Below are 20,970 nucleotides of genomic sequence, written 5' to 3' on the forward strand. Positions count from 1 at the left end.
CTTAGATTCATTTGTTAACCCGGTTATGCAATCAAATGGATAACTCAAAGTTTATCATCTCCCCCTATTATAACCTTATTTCATTGGTTAATTTATATTTAGTAATTATAATGGACGATAATTCTTTTACTAAACTATATTTACTATATTCCATGAAATATATATCTCCTTTTAATTTATAAATAAAGACCTTCTTACTCTCACCTTAACCTTAACCCTACCCCTTAGAAATAATTTTTGTAACACATCAATTAATGTTGGTTTGTCTGGTATTAAGTGAATATCTTAAATGTAAAAGCTCCGATAGCTAATCAAGCGGGCAGTTGATTAGCTATCGGAGCAAAATTTTATTTAAATTTAGTCAGGTCTTTTTTCGAAGAAGCTAATTTTTCTTTAAATGTGACACAAATATACATCGTCAAGAATGCGGCAAGGCCTCCACAAGTATCTATTAGCACATCTCGAAAGGCAGGTCCTCTTCCCGGAACAAAAGCTTGATGAAACTCATCTGAGCATGCATATAAAAACACAATCAATATAACCTTAATAAAAACTTTAATGTCTAGATTCTTCTTTGTATTTATAGCTCTATATAACAGAAAATATAAAATAAAATATTCAGTGAAATGAGCTGCTTTTCTAACTATAAAATCACTCAAAGTCCCAAATATGCTATTTAAATCTAATCCAAGTAAGTTGAATACAGATGCAACTAATTTATTATTTCCACTTGATACTTCTCCAACTTGGCTAGAAAACAAAAATATTAATATCATCCACCCTATAACCAAAATCCAATCTATATGTTTTTTCTTCATATACACACCCCTCAATTATTTCACTAACTTCCCTTTATTAACACTTCAATTATGATTTAATTAAATATACTTGTCAATAACAATATCTTTAGAGACTTTAGTGTAGATTGCAATATAAAATGTCCGAAATTTTCAAGAAAAATATAATGTTAAGTTGTAATGGTTTTCTGTTCCATCATATTGGCAGATAAACCGTTGAAAATCCTTCTTGGATAATTGTTGACCCAGTGCTGTATTCGCATAATTTGTTTTTTAGAGAATGCTGAAATATCCACACCTTTTGGGATAAATCGTCGTATCATTTTATTGATATTTTCGTTTGTGCCTCGCTCCCATGAACTATATGGGTGAGCATAATACACTTTAGTTCTCTTTCGTTTATTTCTTACTGAGTTCTCAATACCCTCGAAATCAAGGTTCTCACAGCCGTTATCACAGGTGATTGTTTTAAATGTTTTCGAGAATAACATTCCCATTTTACGCTCCAATTTGTCCAATTCTTTCACGACAGCCGCCTGTGATTTAGATGGTATTTTAAAGACTAACTCCTTACGAGTTACTCTTTCACTTAACACCATCAAGACAGTTTTTGTACCCTGTTTGCCAACTACAGTGTCCATTTCCCAGTGGCCTATCTCATCACGTGCAGCTACCGCTGCAGGTCTCTCCGATATGCTAGTTCCTTTGGTATTGTTATACGCTGATCTTATTTTTTTATAGTTTCTCTTTTTAGCATTCTTTTTAACAGGCAGATCTTTGTTACTTATATTTAAAAACAAATTATTATCCAAATAGTTATACACAGTTTTGAAGCAAATAGTTGTTTCAAATTGTAGATCTTTATTTGTGATATTTTGAATAGCTGCATACGGAGATTCGCCATCTATACCAATAGCTTTTTCTAAGTACTTCACCAATTTATGATCTTTTCCTATTTTTAATGCAGGACCTTTAGCGGTACCTTGTTTGTCATGCTCTGACTGCCCAATTTCTGCGCTATATTCCATGCGAGTGGTTAAGTCACTATTCAATAGTTCTACAATTCCTTTAGCAATTTCACGCCTTATTGTACGTTCTGAACGCCCACCTATTTGCTCCGCAATACGAGTTGAATTAAGTCCCATTTTGTGTAAAGCTTCTAACTTTATGCGTTCCTCGTATGTTATGTGTTTACCTTTTCTGCTCTGTGTGATAAAATCTAATTGACTCATTTGAAATCCTCCCGTATATGTTGGTTTAGTCACTTAACATTATACAAGAGTATTTCTCTTGAGTCTTTATTTTTTGTTACTCTTCGGTCATTTCATTATACAACTTACCTAGAGACTTTAGTAACAGCACGTAATGGTTACAGTCCTTTAACATAGAGAAGTACCCTGTAAAACCAAACATTTATTTTTGCAGGTTGACAAATTTCATCTTGCAAGTTAAAATGATTTAAAGTTATTTATCTAAAAACTGTGACGAGAAGAGTAAATGTAGGAAGTAGTTAAAGCGAGTGGATTATAGTGTAAGTTCCATACAAAGCCTATGTTGAATAACATCTCTGAGTTTCCAACTGAAATCCTTGTGAAATTAGGTATGGACGGAGCCTAACCGTTATTTATAGGGCAGTATCGAAGATTTGTTTCCGTACTGATTATGAGTGAGCTTTTTCAGCTAATTTAGGTGGTACCACGGAAGTCTAACCTTTCGTCCTAGAAACTAGGATGAAGGTTTTTTATTTTTTGTTTAAATTTTCAAAATTATTTAGCACGACCATTATAATCATTACAAAAAAAATCACAACATTACTAGGAGGTTTTATTTATGATAACTTACAAAAAAGGACTTGCAATTCCCGATGGATACAATCCACTTCTCGGATTAAAGCATACGGAAATTGCTATTAAACAATTAAAAGATTATTTTGAAAACAGGCTATCAAAAGAGTTAGCTCTTACCAGGGTCTCAGCTCCTCTTTTCGTAAAGTCTAGCACCGGTTTAAATGATAACCTAAGCGGTACTGAACGTGCTGTTTCCTTTGATATGAAAGCCATGCATGATACACCTATTGAAATCGTACATTCTTTAGCTAAATGGAAACGAATGGCTTTATATAGATATAATTTTGAGTCCGGAGAAGGTCTATATACTGATATGAATGCTATAAGACGCGATGAAGATTTAGATAACCTTCACTCCATATATGTGGACCAATGGGATTGGGAAAAGGTCATTCTTAAAAAAGAAAGAACTTTAGATAAGTTAAAAGAAATTGTAACTAGTATTTATGCAGTTTTTAAAGATACTGAGGATCATATCCACAAACTATATCCTGAAATAGACCAATTTTTACCTGAAAAAATATTCTTTATAACTACACAAGAACTAGAGGATATGTACCCTTCTCTTACTCCAAAAGAAAGGGAAGATGCCATATGCAAAGAAAAACTTGCAGTATTTATAATGCAAATTGGTGGCGACCTAAAATCTGGCGAAAAGCACGATGGTAGAGCTCCCGACTATGACGATTGGTCACTTAATGGAGATATCGTATTCTGGTATCCAATACTAGAAAAAGCCTTTGAACTTTCCTCTATGGGAATAAGAGTTGATGAAATAGCGCTAAAAGAGCAACTTGCATTATCAGGTTGTGAGAAACGTTGTACATTAGAATTCCATAGGATGTTACTGGAAGGTAAGCTCCCATATACTATGGGTGGTGGCATAGGCCAATCTAGAATGTGTATGTATTTCCTAAACAAGGCTCATATTGGTGAAGTTCACTCCTCAATATGGCCAGATGAAATGATAACCGATTGTATAGAAGAGAATATAGTTTTACTATAACAAAGAGAAAACTAAATATTGTTCAAAAAAGATTAACTTTAGAAAAACACTGTAACTAACTATTACAGTGTTTTTCTAAAGTTATTTTTGTAATATTTATAATTTATTACTATTTACATTTTACCGCAGTTCCATAAGCAATAACCTCTGCGCTAGTTGCATATCTTATGTTAATAACACCATCAGCACCCAAACCTTCAGTTTATTCTGCCATACGTTTTGTTGCTATAGCCTGATCTTCATTCATCATCTCTGAGTAACTTTTAATTTCCCCATCTCCAGCTATATTAACAAATTAACACATTTCTAAATTAATTTTATTTCAAATATTTTAGGCCACATCTTTCCAGTTACAAAGGTGCGATTATTTTTTTTATCATACGTTATTCCATTCAGTGTACCTGCTCTTTTACATTCTTTAGGACTTAGCAGTCCTTTAAGCTCTATCCATCCAGTTATTTTCCCGCTATGTGGACAAATTCTAGCAATTTTATCACATTTCCATACATTCGCATAAATTTCCCCTTTAATAAACTCCAATTCATTTAGTTTTTTAATAGGCTTAAATTCATCATGTACTTTAATACTATACACCTTTTTAAAATTTTGGGGATTTAAAAAATATATTTCATCTGTACCATCACTCATAATTAAATGCTCATCGTTGTGAGTGATTCCCCACCCCTCTGTATTATAGTAAAATTTATTAATTAAATTAAAAGTATCTTTATCATAAATAAATCCCACATTAGATTTCCATGTTAGCTGAAAAATTTTATCATTATAAAGTGTAATTCCTTCGCCAAAATAATTTCTATCTAATTTGTGTAACTTTAAAATCTCTCCTGTTTGCAAATCTACTTTACGTAGTGTGGATTCATTAATTCTTCCGGTGCTTTCATAAAGAAGCCCATCTTCATATACTAGCCCCTCGGTGAAAGCATTAACATCATGTGGATAAGTGTTTATAATATTATAAGAATATCTTGGAACATTATTGAAATATATCATAACCCTCACTTCCTAAATAGTTTATATTTTATATTTATTATATGTATATTTCAATAGCTATATTAGTGTGCCCCAAAAATATACATTATTTGAAGCGCATTTCACATGATATGTTCCTATATATACAAATTATAAAAGTTGACCCTGGATCTTCACCCAAGGAACTCAGGTTTTTTTACATTGTCTGCTCTTATTGCCTTTTTCATTATAGTCAAATCTACAGTTTGATTGTCTTTATCAAAGCAGCAAGGATATTTGGTGCCACACTGATTACATTCTATAAATTCCTTGAAACAAGTCTGTTCTCTATTATCAAATAAAAACGGAAGATTTTCTGCTCCTTCATCATCTATATTTATATTTACTGTATCTATTTTATATGTATAGAGATAAGTTGCCTCATGTTTTATTTCGAAGTTTTTACTATTACATTTTGGGCATACTAGTGATTCATTTATTTTCAATTTATAACATCCTCTCTGTCTTAGTATGTTTATAGTATTCTTTATTTCCTTTCGTATTTCTATTATTAGCCTTAGAGTTTTATAGTGTTTTTATACATTAAATGATAAACTAGTTATAATAACTGTATATTATTTTTAATAAATAAAATCTCATTTTATTATTAAATTTCTTTATATAAATTTAATTTTATTTTCTAAATCTATATCAGTCGGTACTATAGATCTAGAAATAAGATTGGGGGTTAAACTTTGATTAATACTAGAAAACAGATAAGTACATCTATTTTAGAATCACAAAATTTATTTAAAGATATATTTGTTCCTGTAAATAAACGTCCTGGGTTTATTAGATCGAAATCACCTAATATACCTATTTATTTTTATAGATATATTGGCTCTTGTGAAAATAAAGAACTCTATTATGAGAATTTACATAAACTAAACGATGAGCTGACTTCACTTCAAAGCTCATATTTAAAATTCACCTCAGGAATACCAATGACAATTTTATCTACCTCTATATTACAAATACCCTGGGATGGACTTCTTAGTTCCAATCCACTCCAAAGAAATACTTTAATTAGTATTCTTAAAACTAAAGGACTACTGCCGAACATAAAAAACAACTTCCTCAATGATTATATTGAAAGTAGTTTTGACGAAACCTTAGATCTTTATTTAGCAAATAAACCTAATGTTACTGAAACTGTAATCAAGAATTTTGCTGTTAAATTTTTAGGATGGATTGGAGAATTTATTCCAAAATTATTCCAAAACTCTGATTATAACCCTAAAATTGAAAAAGATATTATTAATCCTAAAGTCCTTTTTTATGGTGAGATAAAAAAACATGAAATATATTTTTTAATATTCTTATCGAAGCTAGGTTGTGATGTGCTTTATGTTAATTCACTATCCGATATGGATTTCGTCAAAATTGATAAAGAAAATATGTATTCAAAACTCATAATTTTACCTAAGACTGAACCATTAATAGATCTTAATTTTAAAACAAACCTTACTAATACTAAAGCCAAAAGAGAGGGTACTATTGAATCTCAAAAAACTATTAATCAAAACAAACAATATGTTGTAGAAAACAGAAATTCATCTTTAGACATAACCTTTAAAGATTCTATTAATATTATCCTTAAATGCAGTATAAATATATTTGATGATTTAACCCTTCCTGCCAATAAAAGAATTGGATTTTTAGGTGGATCTTCTGCTTTTATCCCAGTATATTTTTATAGATATATAGGAATAAAGCAAAATGAAGATGACTATTATAATGATCTATTTAGATTAGACAAAAACTTTAGTATCTTCGATGGTTTATATTTAAAATTCACAGACTCTATACCCATACGCTCTAATCCTAAATTAATCACCAGTACTTTAAACATATGGCAATATATAGATCCTTTTGATGTATCACTCACAAGGAAGCTTGCGGCTCTATTTCTAGAACACAAGGTTTTCCCCACGAGTAATCATACTTTAAATTGCTCTATGGCAAATAGTTTTAGCTATATATTAGATTTATACTGTAAGGAAGAAAAAAATTTAAACCTGTCCAAAGTTAGAAATTTTTCTTTGAAATTACTTTCTTGGGTTTATGAATTTGTTCCAAACCTTATGAAAAATTTCGACTTTCAAAATACTTCGTCCGATGAAATTTTTAATCCTAAAGTAATATATTATGGTGATATTAAAAAACATGAGCTTTTATTCTTGATTTTTTTATCTAGATTAGGCTGTGATATTATATATATAAATTCCTTCTGTGATATGATTTTAGAGATTACAGAATATAGTGATCTATTTTCAAAAAGCTTTGAACTCCCATATAAATCACATTTAAAAGAATTTCCAAAAGAAGAATTACTCATAAGACACGAAACTATTGCTCTAAAAGCCTCAAGGGAATTAGAGGCTACACTATATACCGATGATGATGGCTTTTATAAGCCTTGGCAATTTGAAAAATATGAAACTCACCCTACTACGTTAAAAACTACCTTTTATGAGCTGAAAATTTTATGGGATGAACCTTCTAGTTTGCGCACAGGATTTAAAGTAGAGAATAGCACCATATATATGCCAAACTTATTCGCGAAAATAAGCGGTGTACACAGCGATTTAAATTTATATTGGAATGATTTCTTCAAGTTAAAATCATCAGATAATACATTATTTATAGCTGAACTTCCTTTTACTAAGGTAACCTACTCCAAAACCGATTTATACTCCTTAGCCTTTGTACTTGATAATATCGGGTTAATTGATAAACAAAAACTACTAAATCATAGCTGTTACAAATTTTCTTATTTAAAAACTTCCCTGCAACATACTATTTTGCAAAAAATAAATTATTTGATGAAAACCGATATGCTAATAAAAACTATAGATAAAGAATTCAAATTAAAGATTTTAATGACCATCTTAAATCTTGATAAAAATATACTACAGCTAATTCAGCAGTATGATTACCCTTCAAAAATACCTAAACTTGTTATTTATGATAATAATGAAAGTATTTTTAGCGATGAAGATTCCATTGTATTATGTTTTTTAAACATATTTGGATTTGACATTACTATATTAACTCCTACTGGCTATAATAACATAGAAGGAAAAATCCAGGAAAAATTTTATGATACTCATAGATTAGAAGAAGTTAATTTCAATTTATCCTTACCTGATTTTAAAAACGAAAAAAAATATACCAAAGAAAAAGCAAAAAAATTCTTTTCTAACATCTTTAATTTCAAATGATTTTCTTCAAAAAACAAATAAGGGACTTATTGAGTAAAGTCCCTTATTTATTTTAAATATAAGTTATATAATGTTGATATTTAGGAATTTCAAAGCTAACAATCAATTCCTAAACCGTATCGATCCCATAATTATTACACAAAGCTTCTAACCCACCTCTAAATCCACTACCTATGCAATTAATTTTCCATTCATTTTTATATCTATATATCTCAGCTACTACGATGGCTGTTTCTACAGATAAATTTTCATTAAATTTATAGTTTAGAATTTCTTGTTTATTGTCACCCGCTATAATTCTAAAATATCCATCTGATACTTGCCCAAAGTTTTGCTTCCTTTCATTTGCTTCATATACGGTTACAGTAAACGCTAATTTTTGAATGCGAAGTGGTATTAGATTTAAATCTAGCTGTATGCACTCATTGTAAGCTTCCTTAAGAGAAGTATTATGATCCTTTTTAATTACTATTCCGCCACAAGTGCTCTTAGTGTTTTCATAAAAAATAAAGTCTTTCTCTGCTGTTTTATCATTTATATCTACCATAAATACCGATACATCTAAATCAAACTCATTATAACTATTTTTTATTATATTATAATCTAATGTTACTATTAATTTCGAAAGATTTTTAGCGTTCTGATTTAAGCTTAACTTCTGCCCTTTCGCTAATTTAATGCTTTTAGTAACATCCACAAGTTTTCTTTTTTTCATATTATTTACCTTTAATGGGACATTAACTTTAGGCTCAGAAATAATTTTAGAATGTACATTGTTTAACCCTTCAGCATTATTCTTATTCGTGTTCTGATTTGGCGCCATTACTACAGTTGCCTTTTTTTCGGGAATAATTGAGGTCTCAACAATTAATTTTCCATATTGTCTCTTTTGAGATATTATTTTTTTATTACTGCTTTCAATAATTATAGCCACAAACACGTACCTCCTAATCTATTGCAACATTTAATCCTGAAGTTCTTTCACAAGGCTGGATAATTACAGTTTCGCCCTGAGAATTAAATTCTAACATATAGGATTCTCCAGAGGTTTGCCCAAGAAAAGTTTTCCAATTTACATCCGTTTTAAAATGAGGGTCAGCGCCTGTCCAGCATACTACTGCATCAGGATCTACTACGCAAGGAGACTCTAGAATAATCGGGTTTCCATTTGTAGTTATAACTACCTGCGCATTATTAGAAGTAGCTGTTAAATTTGATGTAAACATACCCTTTTGAGATATTACACCTGACCCCATAAATCTAACTCCATATTTACACTCCTGCGTAAAAGCAAGTAAATTTTCTCCTTCAACTCCTATACTCTGACCTGACTGAAGTGTAATTATACTAATATGTTGTGCTTTGTCTGCCATATAATAACTTCCCCGTCCATTTACTTTCATAATAGGAATATTCTCACCTGTCAGCTTTCTAGCAGCTAGATTCATAACAGATTTGAATATGCTTTGATTGTTATTTGTATCTACTAATACTTTTTCTTGAGTAAAATTACCCGTGTAAGCCACCATAGCACCAACTTTTGCAAAAAAATGTCCATCTCCCTCGGCGATGCAAGTAAGCTCTTGGTGATTTCTAAAATTAAACATGTATGTTGACTCCTTTCTCAATTTAAATATAGCGGAATTTCTAACTATGTACTCTATGTATTTTTGCAAACTTCCATTTTTTAAAATTCTATGTGTAAAGTATATCATAATGTTGTTAATGATTTATTAACGAATAGATCAATTATATTTATTCTATATTCAGTAATTTCTGTGTGTAATATGTAATTGTGTATAGAAATATGCTATAATTTGTATCACAATCAGTACTATTTATAATCTTTAAATTACTGATTAATTTATTATAATAAATGGAGAACAATTATGCGATATTTTAATAATATTAATAATTCACAAGATATTTTCTTTAAAGCCCCTTCAATTTACGGATTATTTTCCTCAAAGGAAGAGTTATCCTATTCATTAGGCGCATGTTTATACATGCCAGCAACGCGAGAACATTTACTTAAGGACATTCTTTTAAGTAACAAAATGGGTACTCACACCATCAGTCTTTGTCTTGAAGATTCCGTATCTTCAGACCAAGTTGTACAAGCTGAAACTAACATTATTAATCTATTTAAGAGTATCGGCCTTCTTTTAAAAGATAACTCTTCTTTTATCGATAGTCTACCCCTTATTTTTATCAGAGTCCGAAATGTTAGTCAACTTCAAAAGTTGATTAATGAATCTTCTTTAATTGGTCTTTGTGGTTTTATTTTCCCTAAATTTGATTTTACACTTGGAGAAAAATACTTTTCTATACTAAAAGAATACAATATATCTAATAAAAGAACCCTGTACGGGATGCCAATACTCGAAACCCCCTGCATAATTCATAAAGAAACTCGAATAGAAGAACTTACTCGCGTAAAACATATCTTAGATTCTTATAAAGAATATGTTTTAAACATTCGAATTGGCGGAACAGATTTTTCTGGATTATATAGTCTTCGTCGAGGTAAAGATTTCACCATATACGATTTAGCCGTAATAAAGGACTGTATTAGTGATATAATAAATGTCTTTAAACGAGATGATTATGTTATTTCCGGGGTAGTTTATGAATATTATAGCAACGTTTTAGATTTTCATAATAATGTTCTTATTAAAGAAACCCTTTTAGATAGAACCAATGGCTTAACTGGTAAAACTGTTATACATCCAACTCAAGTAAATGTAGTAAATTCTCTTATGGTAGTTTCTAAAGAAGACTATACAGATGCACTTAATATTATCAGTTCATCACTTGATGGTGTAATAAAGAGCAATTATTCCAATAAAATGAATGAGGTAAAACCCCATGAAATGTGGGCTAAAGAAACATTACTAAAAGCTAAAATAATGGGGGTATTAGAGGATGGAAAATCACACAGAGAATTATTACAATCAATCACTTCATTACAATATAGATAATAGCCTACAAATATCACTTAATATAAAAGAAAATAAATGTAACATTCCAGCTTCAAAGCTTTTTACAATGTCCGCTAGAGAAAATAAAAAGAGGGATTTTTTATTTGTAAGTAAGGTTATAGGAAAACATATGCCAATGATTCCAGATACTCTAAAAATTATTGGAGGAATTTTGGCTCGTTTATGGATTAATGAAAGAGAGGACACAGTGCTTTATCCTACTACTGAATTAGTTGATACGCTTATTTCATTAGATGTCTCTCATAACATGGATACCTCTGTTAATCTCCACAGTTTACACGATATTTTAAACACACCCATAAGGCTTGCAAACAAAACCCTTTTTATAGGTTTTGCAGAGACAGCTACAGGTCTTGCTCAATCAGTATTTCAAAACTTCTCAAATGCGGCTTATATACATACTTCGCGTGAGAAAATAACTTCTATAGAACCTGCATTGTTTTTTAATGAAGAACATTCTCATGCAGTAGAGCATTCGCTTTTCCCTTATGAAAGTGATTTTTTTAATAAATTTTCTGATATAGTTTTAATAGACGATGAACTTACTACAGGTAAATCTGCATTAAATTTAATAAAATGCCTTCCCGGGAAATATTTTGGGATAATATCCATTTTAGACTGGCGAGATGCTAATAGTTATAAAATGTTCATTGATGAAAAAAACATAGATGTCAGGGTATGTTCCTTATTAAAAGGTGATATTAAGTGCAGTAAATCAAAAGATATTATTAGCGACGAGATAACTATTCCTCCAAGTTCTACTAAACTAATTCCAAGTAAAGAGTGTGTTTTTCAAATAGCGCAAAGTATTGAGGGCTATAATAAATCTACTGGTAGATTTGGAATTACCTCTCGCGATAATTTGAAAATTTCTGAAGAAATCAATTCAATATCTAAATTTTTGATAAAAGAAAGAACTACTGGAAATTGTCTTTGCATAGGAACTGGGGAGTTTATATATTTACCTTGTAGTATAAGCTCGATGCTCGGAGATAATGTCTATTTTCATTCCACTACAAGAAGTCCCGTTCATGCTAGAAATATAGCTTCTTATGGAAATAAAAATAAGATTGCTTTTCAAAGCCCTGAGGATGACACTATAACTAACTACCTTTATAATATTCCTGATAATTTCTATACCCAGGTATTTTTCTTCTCTGAAAAGCCTTTAACCAAAGAAAAGAAAGATGAATTAAATAGCATTTTCTCTTATTTTCATGCTAAATCCATTATATTTGTATGCTGGAAATGCTAATGTATAATCCCTTTTAAATTGATTACAGCAGATAATTTTTAAGTTTCTTAAATAATATAAAAAAGAGGTGTATTTAAATGAATAAATGTATTTTTTCAGGAAGCTACTGCACGGAAGATGTTGTATTTCTTCTTAAAGACATATCACACCTTATAGTGGAGCAAGATAATGAATTTAGAGAAAATGCTATACAAAGTGGAATCCACTATTCAGAAATGTTACCAATAGAATATACTCCCTCAAAAGGATACATGGATATTTTCTATAGTACCCTTGAGCATTCAAAAAACAAACTAGCTTCTCTAGTTTCTATATTAAGCGTGAAAATTATAGCTAAAAGAGGTAAAAATATTGTTTTAGTCTCTCTTGCAAGAGCCGGTACACCTATTGGCATATTAATTAAAAGATATATACAGTTTAAGTATAATATAACCGCTCCTCATTACAGTATTTCTATAATACGTGATAAAGGCATAGATAAAAATGCACTTATGTATATATTAAAGAATCACCCCTTCTCAGAAATACAATTCATTGATGGGTGGACAGGTAAAGGGGTTATTCAACATACATTAACAAAAGCTTGCAAAGAATATTCGCAGGAGTTTAATATAACCTTGAATTCGGACCTAGCCGTACTATCGGACCCCGCTCATTGTACCCTCATTTATGGTACAAGAGAAGATTTTTTAATTCCAAGCGCTTGTCTTAATTCTACAGTTTCGGGTCTTGTAAGTAGGACTGTTCTTAATGATAAGTTTATTTGCAGTGATGATTTTCACGGCACAAAATTTTATAAAGAATTAACGCCCGCTGATGTTTCCAATTTCTATATAGATGAAATATGTAACTGTTTCGATGAGCTAGATAATAATTATCTATATGAACTGTTGAATGACCCAAACGTTACAGAAGTTGCCGCAGATATTGAGTTTGATGGTAATTCTTTAAACTGCAAAGGACTTCGCGACATCGAAAGCATCAGACATAAATTTGGCATCAATAATATTAATCTTATAAAGCCAGGAATTGGGGAAACCACACGAGTACTTCTAAGAAGAATTCCCTTTAAAATACTAGTTGACTCCTTTGATAATCCAAATTTAAAGCATATATTTACGTTAGCCGCGGAAAAGGATATTCCTGTAGAAATATATACCGATATGTGCTATTCCTGCTGTGGCATTATTAAATCTAAGGAAAAAGAAGATCTATAAGGATGTGTTTTTATGATATTTGCCTCGGACCTTGATAGTACGCTTATATATTCTTCAAGACATTGTAACTTAATTAATGAAGAAAACCTTTTTCCTGTTGACTTTTATAATAACAATATGTGCAGTTTTATTACTAAATCCATGCACAATAAACTTGAACATATAAATGAAATTATGCTTTTTATACCTGTTACCACTCGTTCCCCAGAGCAATACACGCGAATGAAATATTTTTATGATATAATAAAACCTAAATATGCCGTTGTAGCCAATGGAGGTATCATTCTTAAGAATGGTATTGAACTTAAATCTTGGACAGATATAAGCTCTAATAAGCTTAAAAAAGTTGTATCTGTTAGGAATATGATAGTATTATGCAGTTTCTTTTTAGAAAGTGATTTTATAAAATCATATAAAACTTGTGAAGATTTATTCATATACTCTATTGTGGATGAGGACAAACTAGCTAATAACATAACAAATGGGAAAGTGGAATTAGATTATTTTGAAGTATTACGTTCATTTTGCAAAGGCTATAATTACAGCGTATCAAAGCAAGGTAAAAAGGTATATATAGTACCTAATTGTATAAATAAATATGATCCTATAAATTATATAATGCAACTAGAAAATACAAATATATTCCTTGCTGCTGGTGATTCTCTGCTAGACTACCCCCTAATTAAACATTCAAATTATGGATTAGTTCCGTCTCACGGAGAATTACTAAGTAACCTTTTCGAGAAAACACTCCATAATAATGTCTATATTACAAAAAAATCTGGTATATTTGCAGGTGAGGAAATTTTAAATATAGTACATCAAAAATTCCACGAAATTAACGATATTTCTCGTAATGAAGTATGTTCCTATATTGAATAATATTACGTTTACCTTATTTAGAACAAATTAAATCCCCCATTATTGATTAAAATCAATAATAGGGGATTTATCATTTTGTCCACATGAAAATAAATAATAAGTACGTATTCCAGTCTATTTATTTTCATATTCCTACTCTTCTAAGCTACTCTCTTTTCTTCTGATTCTTCTTCTATTTGTTGTTGTTCTTTTTTTACAAAAGGCTTCACAATCAATTTCACAATTTCATTTACTACTATTATAAGTGAAGATAAAATGATTATCTTTAACCACATAGTAGCGCTTAAAGACACTGCATTAAAGAATTTTGAAAACACTTCAGTTACAAATATTTGTGTTACTGCTGTAATCATAATTATCTTTAAAAATATAGTGTTCTTTGTAAGGCTAGGAAATATGCTATCTGACCCAAATTCTCTACAATTAAAAGCATTAAATAATGCACTGAAAGCAAATAATGCAAATAATGCTGTTTGCATTTCGTTTGGTCCTGCAATCCCATCTTTAGGGAATCCAGTTCCTAATATGTCAAATTTCATCTGAATCATGATAACACAAGTTATATATAAGGCATTAGCAATCATACTTCTTAACATTTGTTTAGTTATAATACTAGCATTTCTATTTGTAGGTTTTCTGTTTAAAACAGCATCTCTTACTGGTTCTAGTCCCAGGGATAGTGCCGGTGGGCCATCCATTATAATATTTACCCATAGAAGTTGTATTGTAGTGAATGGCATTTGAAAGTCAAACACTACAGATAAAATTGCTGTTAAGAATGCAATTATATTTACAGTTATCTGGAATTGAATAAATCTTTGGAAGTTTTCATAAATACCTCTTCCCCATTTAATTCCTTTTACTATAGTCCCAAAACTATCATCTGTTAAAATTATATCCGCTGCATTTTTACTAACTTCGGTACCAGCTATACCCATAGCTATACCCACATCTGCTCTTGTAAGGGCTGGAGCATCATTTATTCCATCTCCAGTTACTGCAACTACTTCTCCATTACTTTGAAGAGCCTCAACTATTCTCATTTTTGTATCAGGCTTTGAACGTGCTACTATTGAGATTGTTGTTATTTCATCTTTAAGTTCCTCATCAGATAATGTATCTATATAAGTAGCCTCTACTGCCCTATTTTTACCACTAAGTAATCCTAATTCTTTTCCTATAGCAATGGCGGTATTAATGTTATCCCCTGTAAGCATTTTTGTAGAAACTCCTGCTTTTTTAGCAGTTTCTACGGCTTCCTTAACGTCAAGTCTTAGAGGATCTCTTATTCCTACGAATCCTGTAAACACTAAGTCATTTTCTAAAGTGCCTTGCTCGGATGCCATAGCTACCTCTTCACTTATATTTCTATATGCAAATCCAAGTACACGCATAGATTTTCTCTGAAGTTTCTCTATTTCATCTAATATTTCTTCTCGTCTTGCTTGATCGAGCTCCACTTCCATGCAATTAATATGTTCATACTTGCATAATTCTAAAATAATTTCTGGCGCTCCCTTTGTTAATACTGTGGCACCTTTATCCTCTTCTATAACAGTACTCATTCTCTTACGCTTTGAACTAAATGGAATTTGATGAGCTATTTTTGCGCTTTGTCTTTCTTGTACATAATCACAAGCATCATTGTATAAAAGAAGAGCACATTCTGTTGCACTACCTAAATATTTTACTTCTTTATCAGCTTTCTCAATATCTGCTGTTGAATTTACGATACAGTTATCTATAAAATAGTTATTTCTATCGCTTAATTCATCTCTTGCTTTGAACTTGCCATTTAAGTAAACTTGTTCTACAGTCATTCTATTTTGAGTAAGTGTACCTGTTTTATCTGAGCATATTACACTTACAGAACCTATTGTTTCACAGGCTTCTTTTTTAGTAACAAGCGCATTTATCTTAGCCATCTTTTGCATAGTTATTGCAAGTGTCATATTTATCATTGTTGGAAGACCTTCTGGAACAGCTGCAACAATTAAAGCAACACATACAACAAACGCAGTTTTTATTGGTCCAACAGACTCTAAAAAGGCAAATACACCGGTAGTATCTGGTGATATAGTATTCGCTAGAACCATTTTTATAATCATAATTATAAATAGTATCGCAGCTATTGCGCTTGATACTTTTGAAATCTTAGCACCCAAATCTCCAAGTTTTGCTTGAAGCGGTGTTTCTAAATCACTTTCTTCAAGATTTTTAGCTATTTCGCCCATTTGTGAGCTATCACCAGTGGAAGTAACTACAAAGCTAGCTCTACCATACGCAATAAGTGTTCCCCCGAAAACCATATTCGTTTGTTTTGCTGGAATAGGGTCTTGCACAATATTTTTATCTTTAGCTTGTATATTTTCCATTTCTATAATAACATCGAAATCCTTGCTCACGTCTTCTGATTCTCCTGTAAGCATATCCTCTCTAACCATTAAATCTATACTACTTATGAGTCTTCCGTCCGCTGGTACCATATCACCCGTCTCAATTGAAACTATATCACCAGGTACCAAATCACTTTTATTCACTTGAACAATTTTCCCATTACGCAATGCTTTTACTTCTATATTTTCTGTCATTTTTGAAAGCGCATCTGCAGCTTTTTGTGATTTTCCTTCTGTGAAAATTCCTATGCCAATTCCTATTGCTACAGCACATACTATACCAATGGCGTCACTAAACTCTCCTACTAATGCACTAATTACCGCTGCCACTAAAAGTATTATCATCATAGGCTCAGTTATTGCCTCCTTAATACTATCCCACATCGATCCCTTTTCTTGTTTAGTAAATTCGTTAGCACCATACTTTGCTAGTCTTTCTTTAATCTCAGAACCCGATAATCCCTTACTACTATCAACTTTAAGACTTTTTAAAACTTCTGAGATCTGCTTATTAAAATATTTCATGTTATCCACCCTTCTGTAATTTACATAATTTCTTTTAAATTAAAATGTAGAAAATGATAACCCTCTCATTTTCTACATCACTAGTATATCTATATATCTATATATCTATAAATGTATATAAATATATCTACATTTATCTATAATCTATTTAAACCCAGTTTGTCTATTGGTATCTTTTTATCATTTCACCTAAGCCAGATGAAGCATCTGTTTCTCCTACGGCTGTAAATTTCCATTCTCCATTATTGCGATAAATTTCTGCAACGAATAACCCAGTTTTACCAGAATATTCTTCTGTTAAGTTAAAACGAAGCATCTCTTTATTGTCCGTTAGATTTACTAAACGTATAAAAGCATTTTGTATCATACCAAAATGTTGTTTACGCTGAACTGCCGCATAGATATTAACCACAAAAACTAACTTAGTTATATTTTGAGGTATGCTTGACAGATCAACCATAATTTGCTCATCATCTCCATCACCATCTCCAGTAAGATTGTCTCCCATATGCTGAATACTACCACATTTACTTTTTAAGTTCCCGAAATAAACCATATTTTCTTTTCCTCTTAGCTTATCATTTTCATCAAGCATTAGCACAGAAGCATCACAATCTATTTGTGCTTGCTTTCCACCAAATAAGCCTCCAAACAATCCCTTAGATGCTCGCTCCACTGGATCCCATCCAAGTCCGACCATTGTCTTTTTTAACCCAGGATTATCTTTTGTAAGATTTATCTTTTGACCTTTTTGTAAATTTATACCCATTTTGTCATCCCCTTTAAATATTCAGTGAATATTTATCCACTGATTAATTTAAATATCATATTGCTTTCTATGCATCAAGACCATAATTTTTACAAAGGGCTGCTAATCCACCTTGAAATCCACTTCCTGTCGCACTAAATTTCCATTCTCCATTGTTACGATATATTTCACAAAATACTAATGCAGTTTCTACTGAAAAATCTTCTGATAAGTCGTACCTTAGGATTTCTTCATTAGTTTCTTCATTTACCACTCTAACAAACGCATTAGAAATTTGGCCGAAATTTTGTGCACGAGCTATTGCATCATGTATAGTTACTGTAATTGCAATTTTATCAATGTCTGTTGGTACTTTAGAAAATTCAATGATTAATTGTTCATCGTCTCCCTCGCCTTCTCCAGTTCTATTATCACCGGTATGTATAACAGCTCCTGTTGAATGCTCTAAATTGTTATAGAATATAAAGTCTAGGTCATTATTGGTTTTTCCATTTGAACCTACTAAAAAGGCTGAAGCATCTAAATCAAAATCTCCTCCACCTGAATATTTATTTGTATCCCAGCCTAGTCCTATAACTGCTTTAGCTAAACTTGGGTTAGTTTTAGTTAAATCTATTTTTTGACCTTTACTTAAGTTAATTGTCATAATTATTCCTCCTTATTAATCATCATTTTTAATGCTGTTTATCATCATTTTTAATGCTGTTTATCATCATTTTCAATGCCATTTAATCTACACTAATTCCAAAGTTACTACAAAGCGCAGTTAATCCACCCTCAAAACCACTTCCTATTGCACTGAACTTCCACTCTCCGTTGTTACGATATAGTTCTGCTACTACCACTGCGGTTTCAATACTATAATCTTCACTTAAATCATATCTTATTAATTCATTATCATTATTTTCATTGAGAATTCTTATAAATGCATTAGATACTTGTCCAAAATTTTGGCATCTTTGAACAGCTTCGTGAATAGTTACAGTAAAGTTAATCTTCTCAATAGAAGATGGCACTTTACTCAGTTCAATTCTAATTTGTTCATCATCACCATCACCATCACCAGTTTTGTTATCTCCTAAATGTGTTACAGACCCTGCTGAGTCCTTTGGGTTATTATAAAAAATAAAATCATTATCAGATGTTACTTTCCCATTTGCTCCAACTAAGAAAGCCGCTGCATCTAGATCGAAGGAAGCTCCACCATCATACTTATTAGTATCCCATCCAAGTCCAACAATAACATTACTAAGGCCTGGATTAGCTTTCGTTAAATCTACCTTTTGACCCTTTTTTAAACTAATTGCCATAATAAATTCCTCCTCAGAAACCACTATATAATATATAGTCCTTCAATAATTAATTTTACTTATTAAAAATAAAAAGCTTATTATTAATCATTTCCAAAAATTCAGACAATAAACATCTTATCTGTTCATTTATAAAAAAAACTTTATTTTAGTCTAAATTATATAATATAATTAAACTAAAATAAAGCAACTATCATCATTACTATTATAACATTATTCCCCACTAAATACTAGATTACCAGTTAAATATCACTTACTGTTTTGTATATTTTTGGTGAACAAATAGCTATTCTGATAAAAGCAAGGTAAAAAATTCGATAATAGCTGATGGTTATGTTATAGAATTAATTGTTTAAAATAGCATTCTCTGCAAAAGCTGTAGGGTAAAGTCCTAAAGTTTTTTTTGAAGTTTATTAACTAATTCAATTTTTTTTTCTTTATCTATACTAGGTAATTTTTCAACGTAAACGCTTGTGCTTGGAAAAGCCATTGAAATTCCCTCTTGCTGTAAAATGTCCAGTATATTAAAATTAACATTTTCTTTTATTTTAAAATATTCATCAAAATCTGGTGTATCAGTAAAGAAACATATTAAAATATCTAAACTAGTTGCATTAAATTTATCAAATGTAACAAGGATGCCTTCCTTACTAACCTGTGAATAATTCTCTAACATATTTCTAATCTTATCCACACAAATCTCTAATTTCTCCCTAGAGCTATAAGTTAATTCTAAATTCAAATTAACCCTTCGTTTACCCCTTCTGCTAAAATTGGTTACAGCCTCATTAGTTAATTTTGAATTAGGCACTATTATTAATGCTTGATCAACAGTTCTTATTTTAGTAGTCCTAAACGAAATATCCTCTATGCTACCTTCTAATGTGTCACTATTAATCCAATCTCCAATAGTAAAAGGCTTATCTAATATTATAAACATACCTGCAATAACATTGGATGCCGCATCTTTAGCTGCTAATGCAAAAGCCAATCCTCCTAACCCAAGCCCAGTAACAAAACCTTGAATGTTATATCCCCACTTCTCAGCAATTATGGTAATAACTAACGCTACTAGCATCATTCTTAACGTTTTTGATATAAATGGGAATAATATTTTATCCACTTTTACATCATATGCTTTATGCATTCTCTCAAACAGCAGAGAAGATTCTCCAGTAAGATCATATAGTCCCCAACAAATTAAAATTATTACAGCAGAACTGAAAATCTTTTCTATAAATGAACTGTCAATTGGAACTCCTGCGATAATTAAAATTTTAAAAGCAAAATAAAATCCTAATACCTCAAAAAAGTTAGTTACAGGTTTTTGGAAAGCAGCTACTATTTTTGTATCTGTTTCAAATTTCGTTTTATTAACAAGTTTTAATATTATTTTGAATACATATTTTGCGAATATCTTTTTTAACAATACAAATAATGCGAAAACTGCGATAGCTATTCCTACATATTTTAATTTATAGGATGTTAAATCATTAAAAACCTCTTGTATTTTGTCTTTAGCAAAAAAGTCAACTATGGATTGGAACAAAACAACACACTCCTTTTTTTCTTATGTTAATATATATAATCATTTTAAGCTAATAATGTTATTTTCTCAATGGATTATATAGGAAGAAACAACTTTTATTAATATACAACCCTTTAAAATTATACTCTAGATGAGTTTAGTTAATTTTCCTGTAAGGTATTA

At 30.8% G+C, this 20,970-nt stretch carries 17 protein-coding genes, 1 pseudogene and 1 other annotated feature; of the genes and pseudogenes, 6 read left to right on the forward strand and 12 right to left on the reverse strand.

Annotated features, from left to right (window positions below):
• Positions 1–347 precede the first annotated feature (347 nt).
• Positions 348–818: a VanZ family protein gene (locus tag ACWJKE_RS12410; protein WP_220287423.1), complete on the reverse strand. Its 471-nt coding sequence runs from the start codon at positions 816–818 to the stop codon at positions 348–350.
• A 149-nt stretch (positions 819–967) separates the two neighbouring features.
• Complete coding sequence (locus tag ACWJKE_RS12415; RefSeq protein WP_462958856.1) at positions 968–2,029, reverse strand: IS30 family transposase; 1,062 nt, start codon at positions 2,027–2,029, stop codon at positions 968–970.
• A 240-nt stretch (positions 2,030–2,269) separates the two neighbouring features.
• Positions 2,270–2,521: a binding site (T-box leader), on the forward strand.
• Positions 2,522–2,627: 106 nt separating this feature from the next.
• Between ACWJKE_RS12415 and asnA the strand changes: the two genes are divergently transcribed.
• Positions 2,628–3,650, forward strand: a complete 1,023-nt coding sequence (gene asnA / locus ACWJKE_RS12420) for an aspartate--ammonia ligase (RefSeq protein ID WP_220287424.1) — start codon at positions 2,628–2,630, stop codon at positions 3,648–3,650.
• A 109-nt stretch (positions 3,651–3,759) separates the two neighbouring features.
• On the opposite strand, the pseudogene ACWJKE_RS12425 reads toward asnA, so the two are convergent.
• The 3 genes and pseudogenes from ACWJKE_RS12425 to ACWJKE_RS12435 all read right to left on the reverse strand — a co-directional run.
• Positions 3,760–3,924, reverse strand: a pseudogene (locus tag ACWJKE_RS12425) (heavy metal-binding domain-containing protein); the annotation flags it as partial.
• Positions 3,925–3,956: 32 nt separating this feature from the next.
• A complete protein-coding gene (locus ACWJKE_RS12430) occupies positions 3,957–4,661 on the reverse strand; it encodes a glutaminyl-peptide cyclotransferase (protein WP_216304207.1) in 705 nt (234 codons plus the stop codon).
• A gap of 152 nt (positions 4,662–4,813) precedes the next feature.
• On the reverse strand, positions 4,814–5,125 hold the full coding sequence (locus tag ACWJKE_RS12435; protein ID WP_216304206.1) for a hypothetical protein: 312 nt from the start codon (positions 5,123–5,125) through the stop codon (positions 4,814–4,816).
• A 249-nt stretch (positions 5,126–5,374) separates the two neighbouring features.
• Between ACWJKE_RS12435 and ACWJKE_RS12440 the strand changes: the two genes are divergently transcribed.
• Positions 5,375–7,903 carry a YceG family protein gene (locus tag ACWJKE_RS12440; RefSeq protein ID WP_253198282.1) on the forward strand — a complete coding sequence of 843 codons (2,529 nt, stop codon included), beginning with the start codon at positions 5,375–5,377 and terminating at the stop codon, positions 7,901–7,903.
• 109 nt (positions 7,904–8,012) lie between these two features.
• On the opposite strand, the gene ACWJKE_RS12445 is transcribed toward ACWJKE_RS12440, so the two are convergent.
• Complete coding sequence (locus ACWJKE_RS12445) at positions 8,013–8,837, reverse strand: TerD family protein (RefSeq protein WP_258280596.1); 825 nt, start codon at positions 8,835–8,837, stop codon at positions 8,013–8,015.
• Positions 8,838–8,850: 13 nt separating this feature from the next.
• On the reverse strand, positions 8,851–9,510 hold the full coding sequence (locus ACWJKE_RS12450; protein WP_220287425.1) for an AIM24 family protein: 660 nt from the start codon (positions 9,508–9,510) through the stop codon (positions 8,851–8,853).
• Positions 9,511–9,792: 282 nt separating this feature from the next.
• On the opposite strand from ACWJKE_RS12450, the gene ACWJKE_RS12455 reads away from it, so the two are divergent.
• The 4 genes from ACWJKE_RS12455 to ACWJKE_RS12470 all read left to right on the forward strand — a co-directional run bounded on the left by ACWJKE_RS12455 (position 9,793) and on the right by ACWJKE_RS12470 (position 14,259).
• Entirely contained in the window at positions 9,793–10,884 is a 1,092-nt protein-coding gene (locus ACWJKE_RS12455) for an HpcH/HpaI aldolase/citrate lyase family protein (protein WP_220287427.1), read from the forward strand.
• On the forward strand, positions 10,829–12,160 hold the full coding sequence (locus ACWJKE_RS12460; protein WP_220287429.1) for a phosphoribosyltransferase family protein: 1,332 nt from the start codon (positions 10,829–10,831) through the stop codon (positions 12,158–12,160). The genes ACWJKE_RS12455 and ACWJKE_RS12460 overlap by 56 nt, the downstream gene beginning before the upstream one ends.
• Before the next feature lie 77 nt (positions 12,161–12,237).
• Entirely contained in the window at positions 12,238–13,377 is a 1,140-nt protein-coding gene (locus ACWJKE_RS12465; protein WP_462958857.1) for a cysteine protease StiP family protein, read from the forward strand.
• A gap of 12 nt (positions 13,378–13,389) precedes the next feature.
• Positions 13,390–14,259: an HAD family hydrolase gene (locus ACWJKE_RS12470; RefSeq protein ID WP_220287434.1), complete on the forward strand. Its 870-nt coding sequence runs from the start codon at positions 13,390–13,392 to the stop codon at positions 14,257–14,259.
• Between the two features lie 140 nt (positions 14,260–14,399).
• Here ACWJKE_RS12470 and ACWJKE_RS12475 read toward each other — a convergent pair whose 3' ends face one another.
• The 5 genes from ACWJKE_RS12475 to ACWJKE_RS12495 all read right to left on the reverse strand — a co-directional run bounded on the left by ACWJKE_RS12475 (position 14,400) and on the right by ACWJKE_RS12495 (position 20,808).
• Entirely contained in the window at positions 14,400–17,180 is a 2,781-nt protein-coding gene (locus tag ACWJKE_RS12475) for a calcium-translocating P-type ATPase, PMCA-type (RefSeq protein WP_220287436.1), read from the reverse strand.
• Positions 17,181–17,343: 163 nt separating this feature from the next.
• Positions 17,344–17,949, reverse strand: coding sequence for a TerD family protein (locus tag ACWJKE_RS12480; RefSeq protein ID WP_216304200.1), 606 nt, complete (start codon positions 17,947–17,949; stop codon positions 17,344–17,346).
• A 67-nt stretch (positions 17,950–18,016) separates the two neighbouring features.
• Positions 18,017–18,595, reverse strand: a complete 579-nt coding sequence (locus tag ACWJKE_RS12485; protein WP_216304199.1) for a TerD family protein — start codon at positions 18,593–18,595, stop codon at positions 18,017–18,019.
• A gap of 82 nt (positions 18,596–18,677) precedes the next feature.
• The gene (locus ACWJKE_RS12490; protein WP_216304198.1) at positions 18,678–19,259 is read right to left on the reverse strand and encodes a TerD family protein; all 582 of its coding nucleotides are present in this window, start codon (positions 19,257–19,259) and stop codon (positions 18,678–18,680) included.
• Between the two features lie 391 nt (positions 19,260–19,650).
• Positions 19,651–20,808, reverse strand: a complete 1,158-nt coding sequence (locus tag ACWJKE_RS12495) for a mechanosensitive ion channel family protein (RefSeq protein WP_224579117.1) — start codon at positions 20,806–20,808, stop codon at positions 19,651–19,653.
• Positions 20,809–20,970: the final 162 nt, after the last annotated feature.

The organism is Clostridium sp. CM036 (assembly GCF_055081135.1).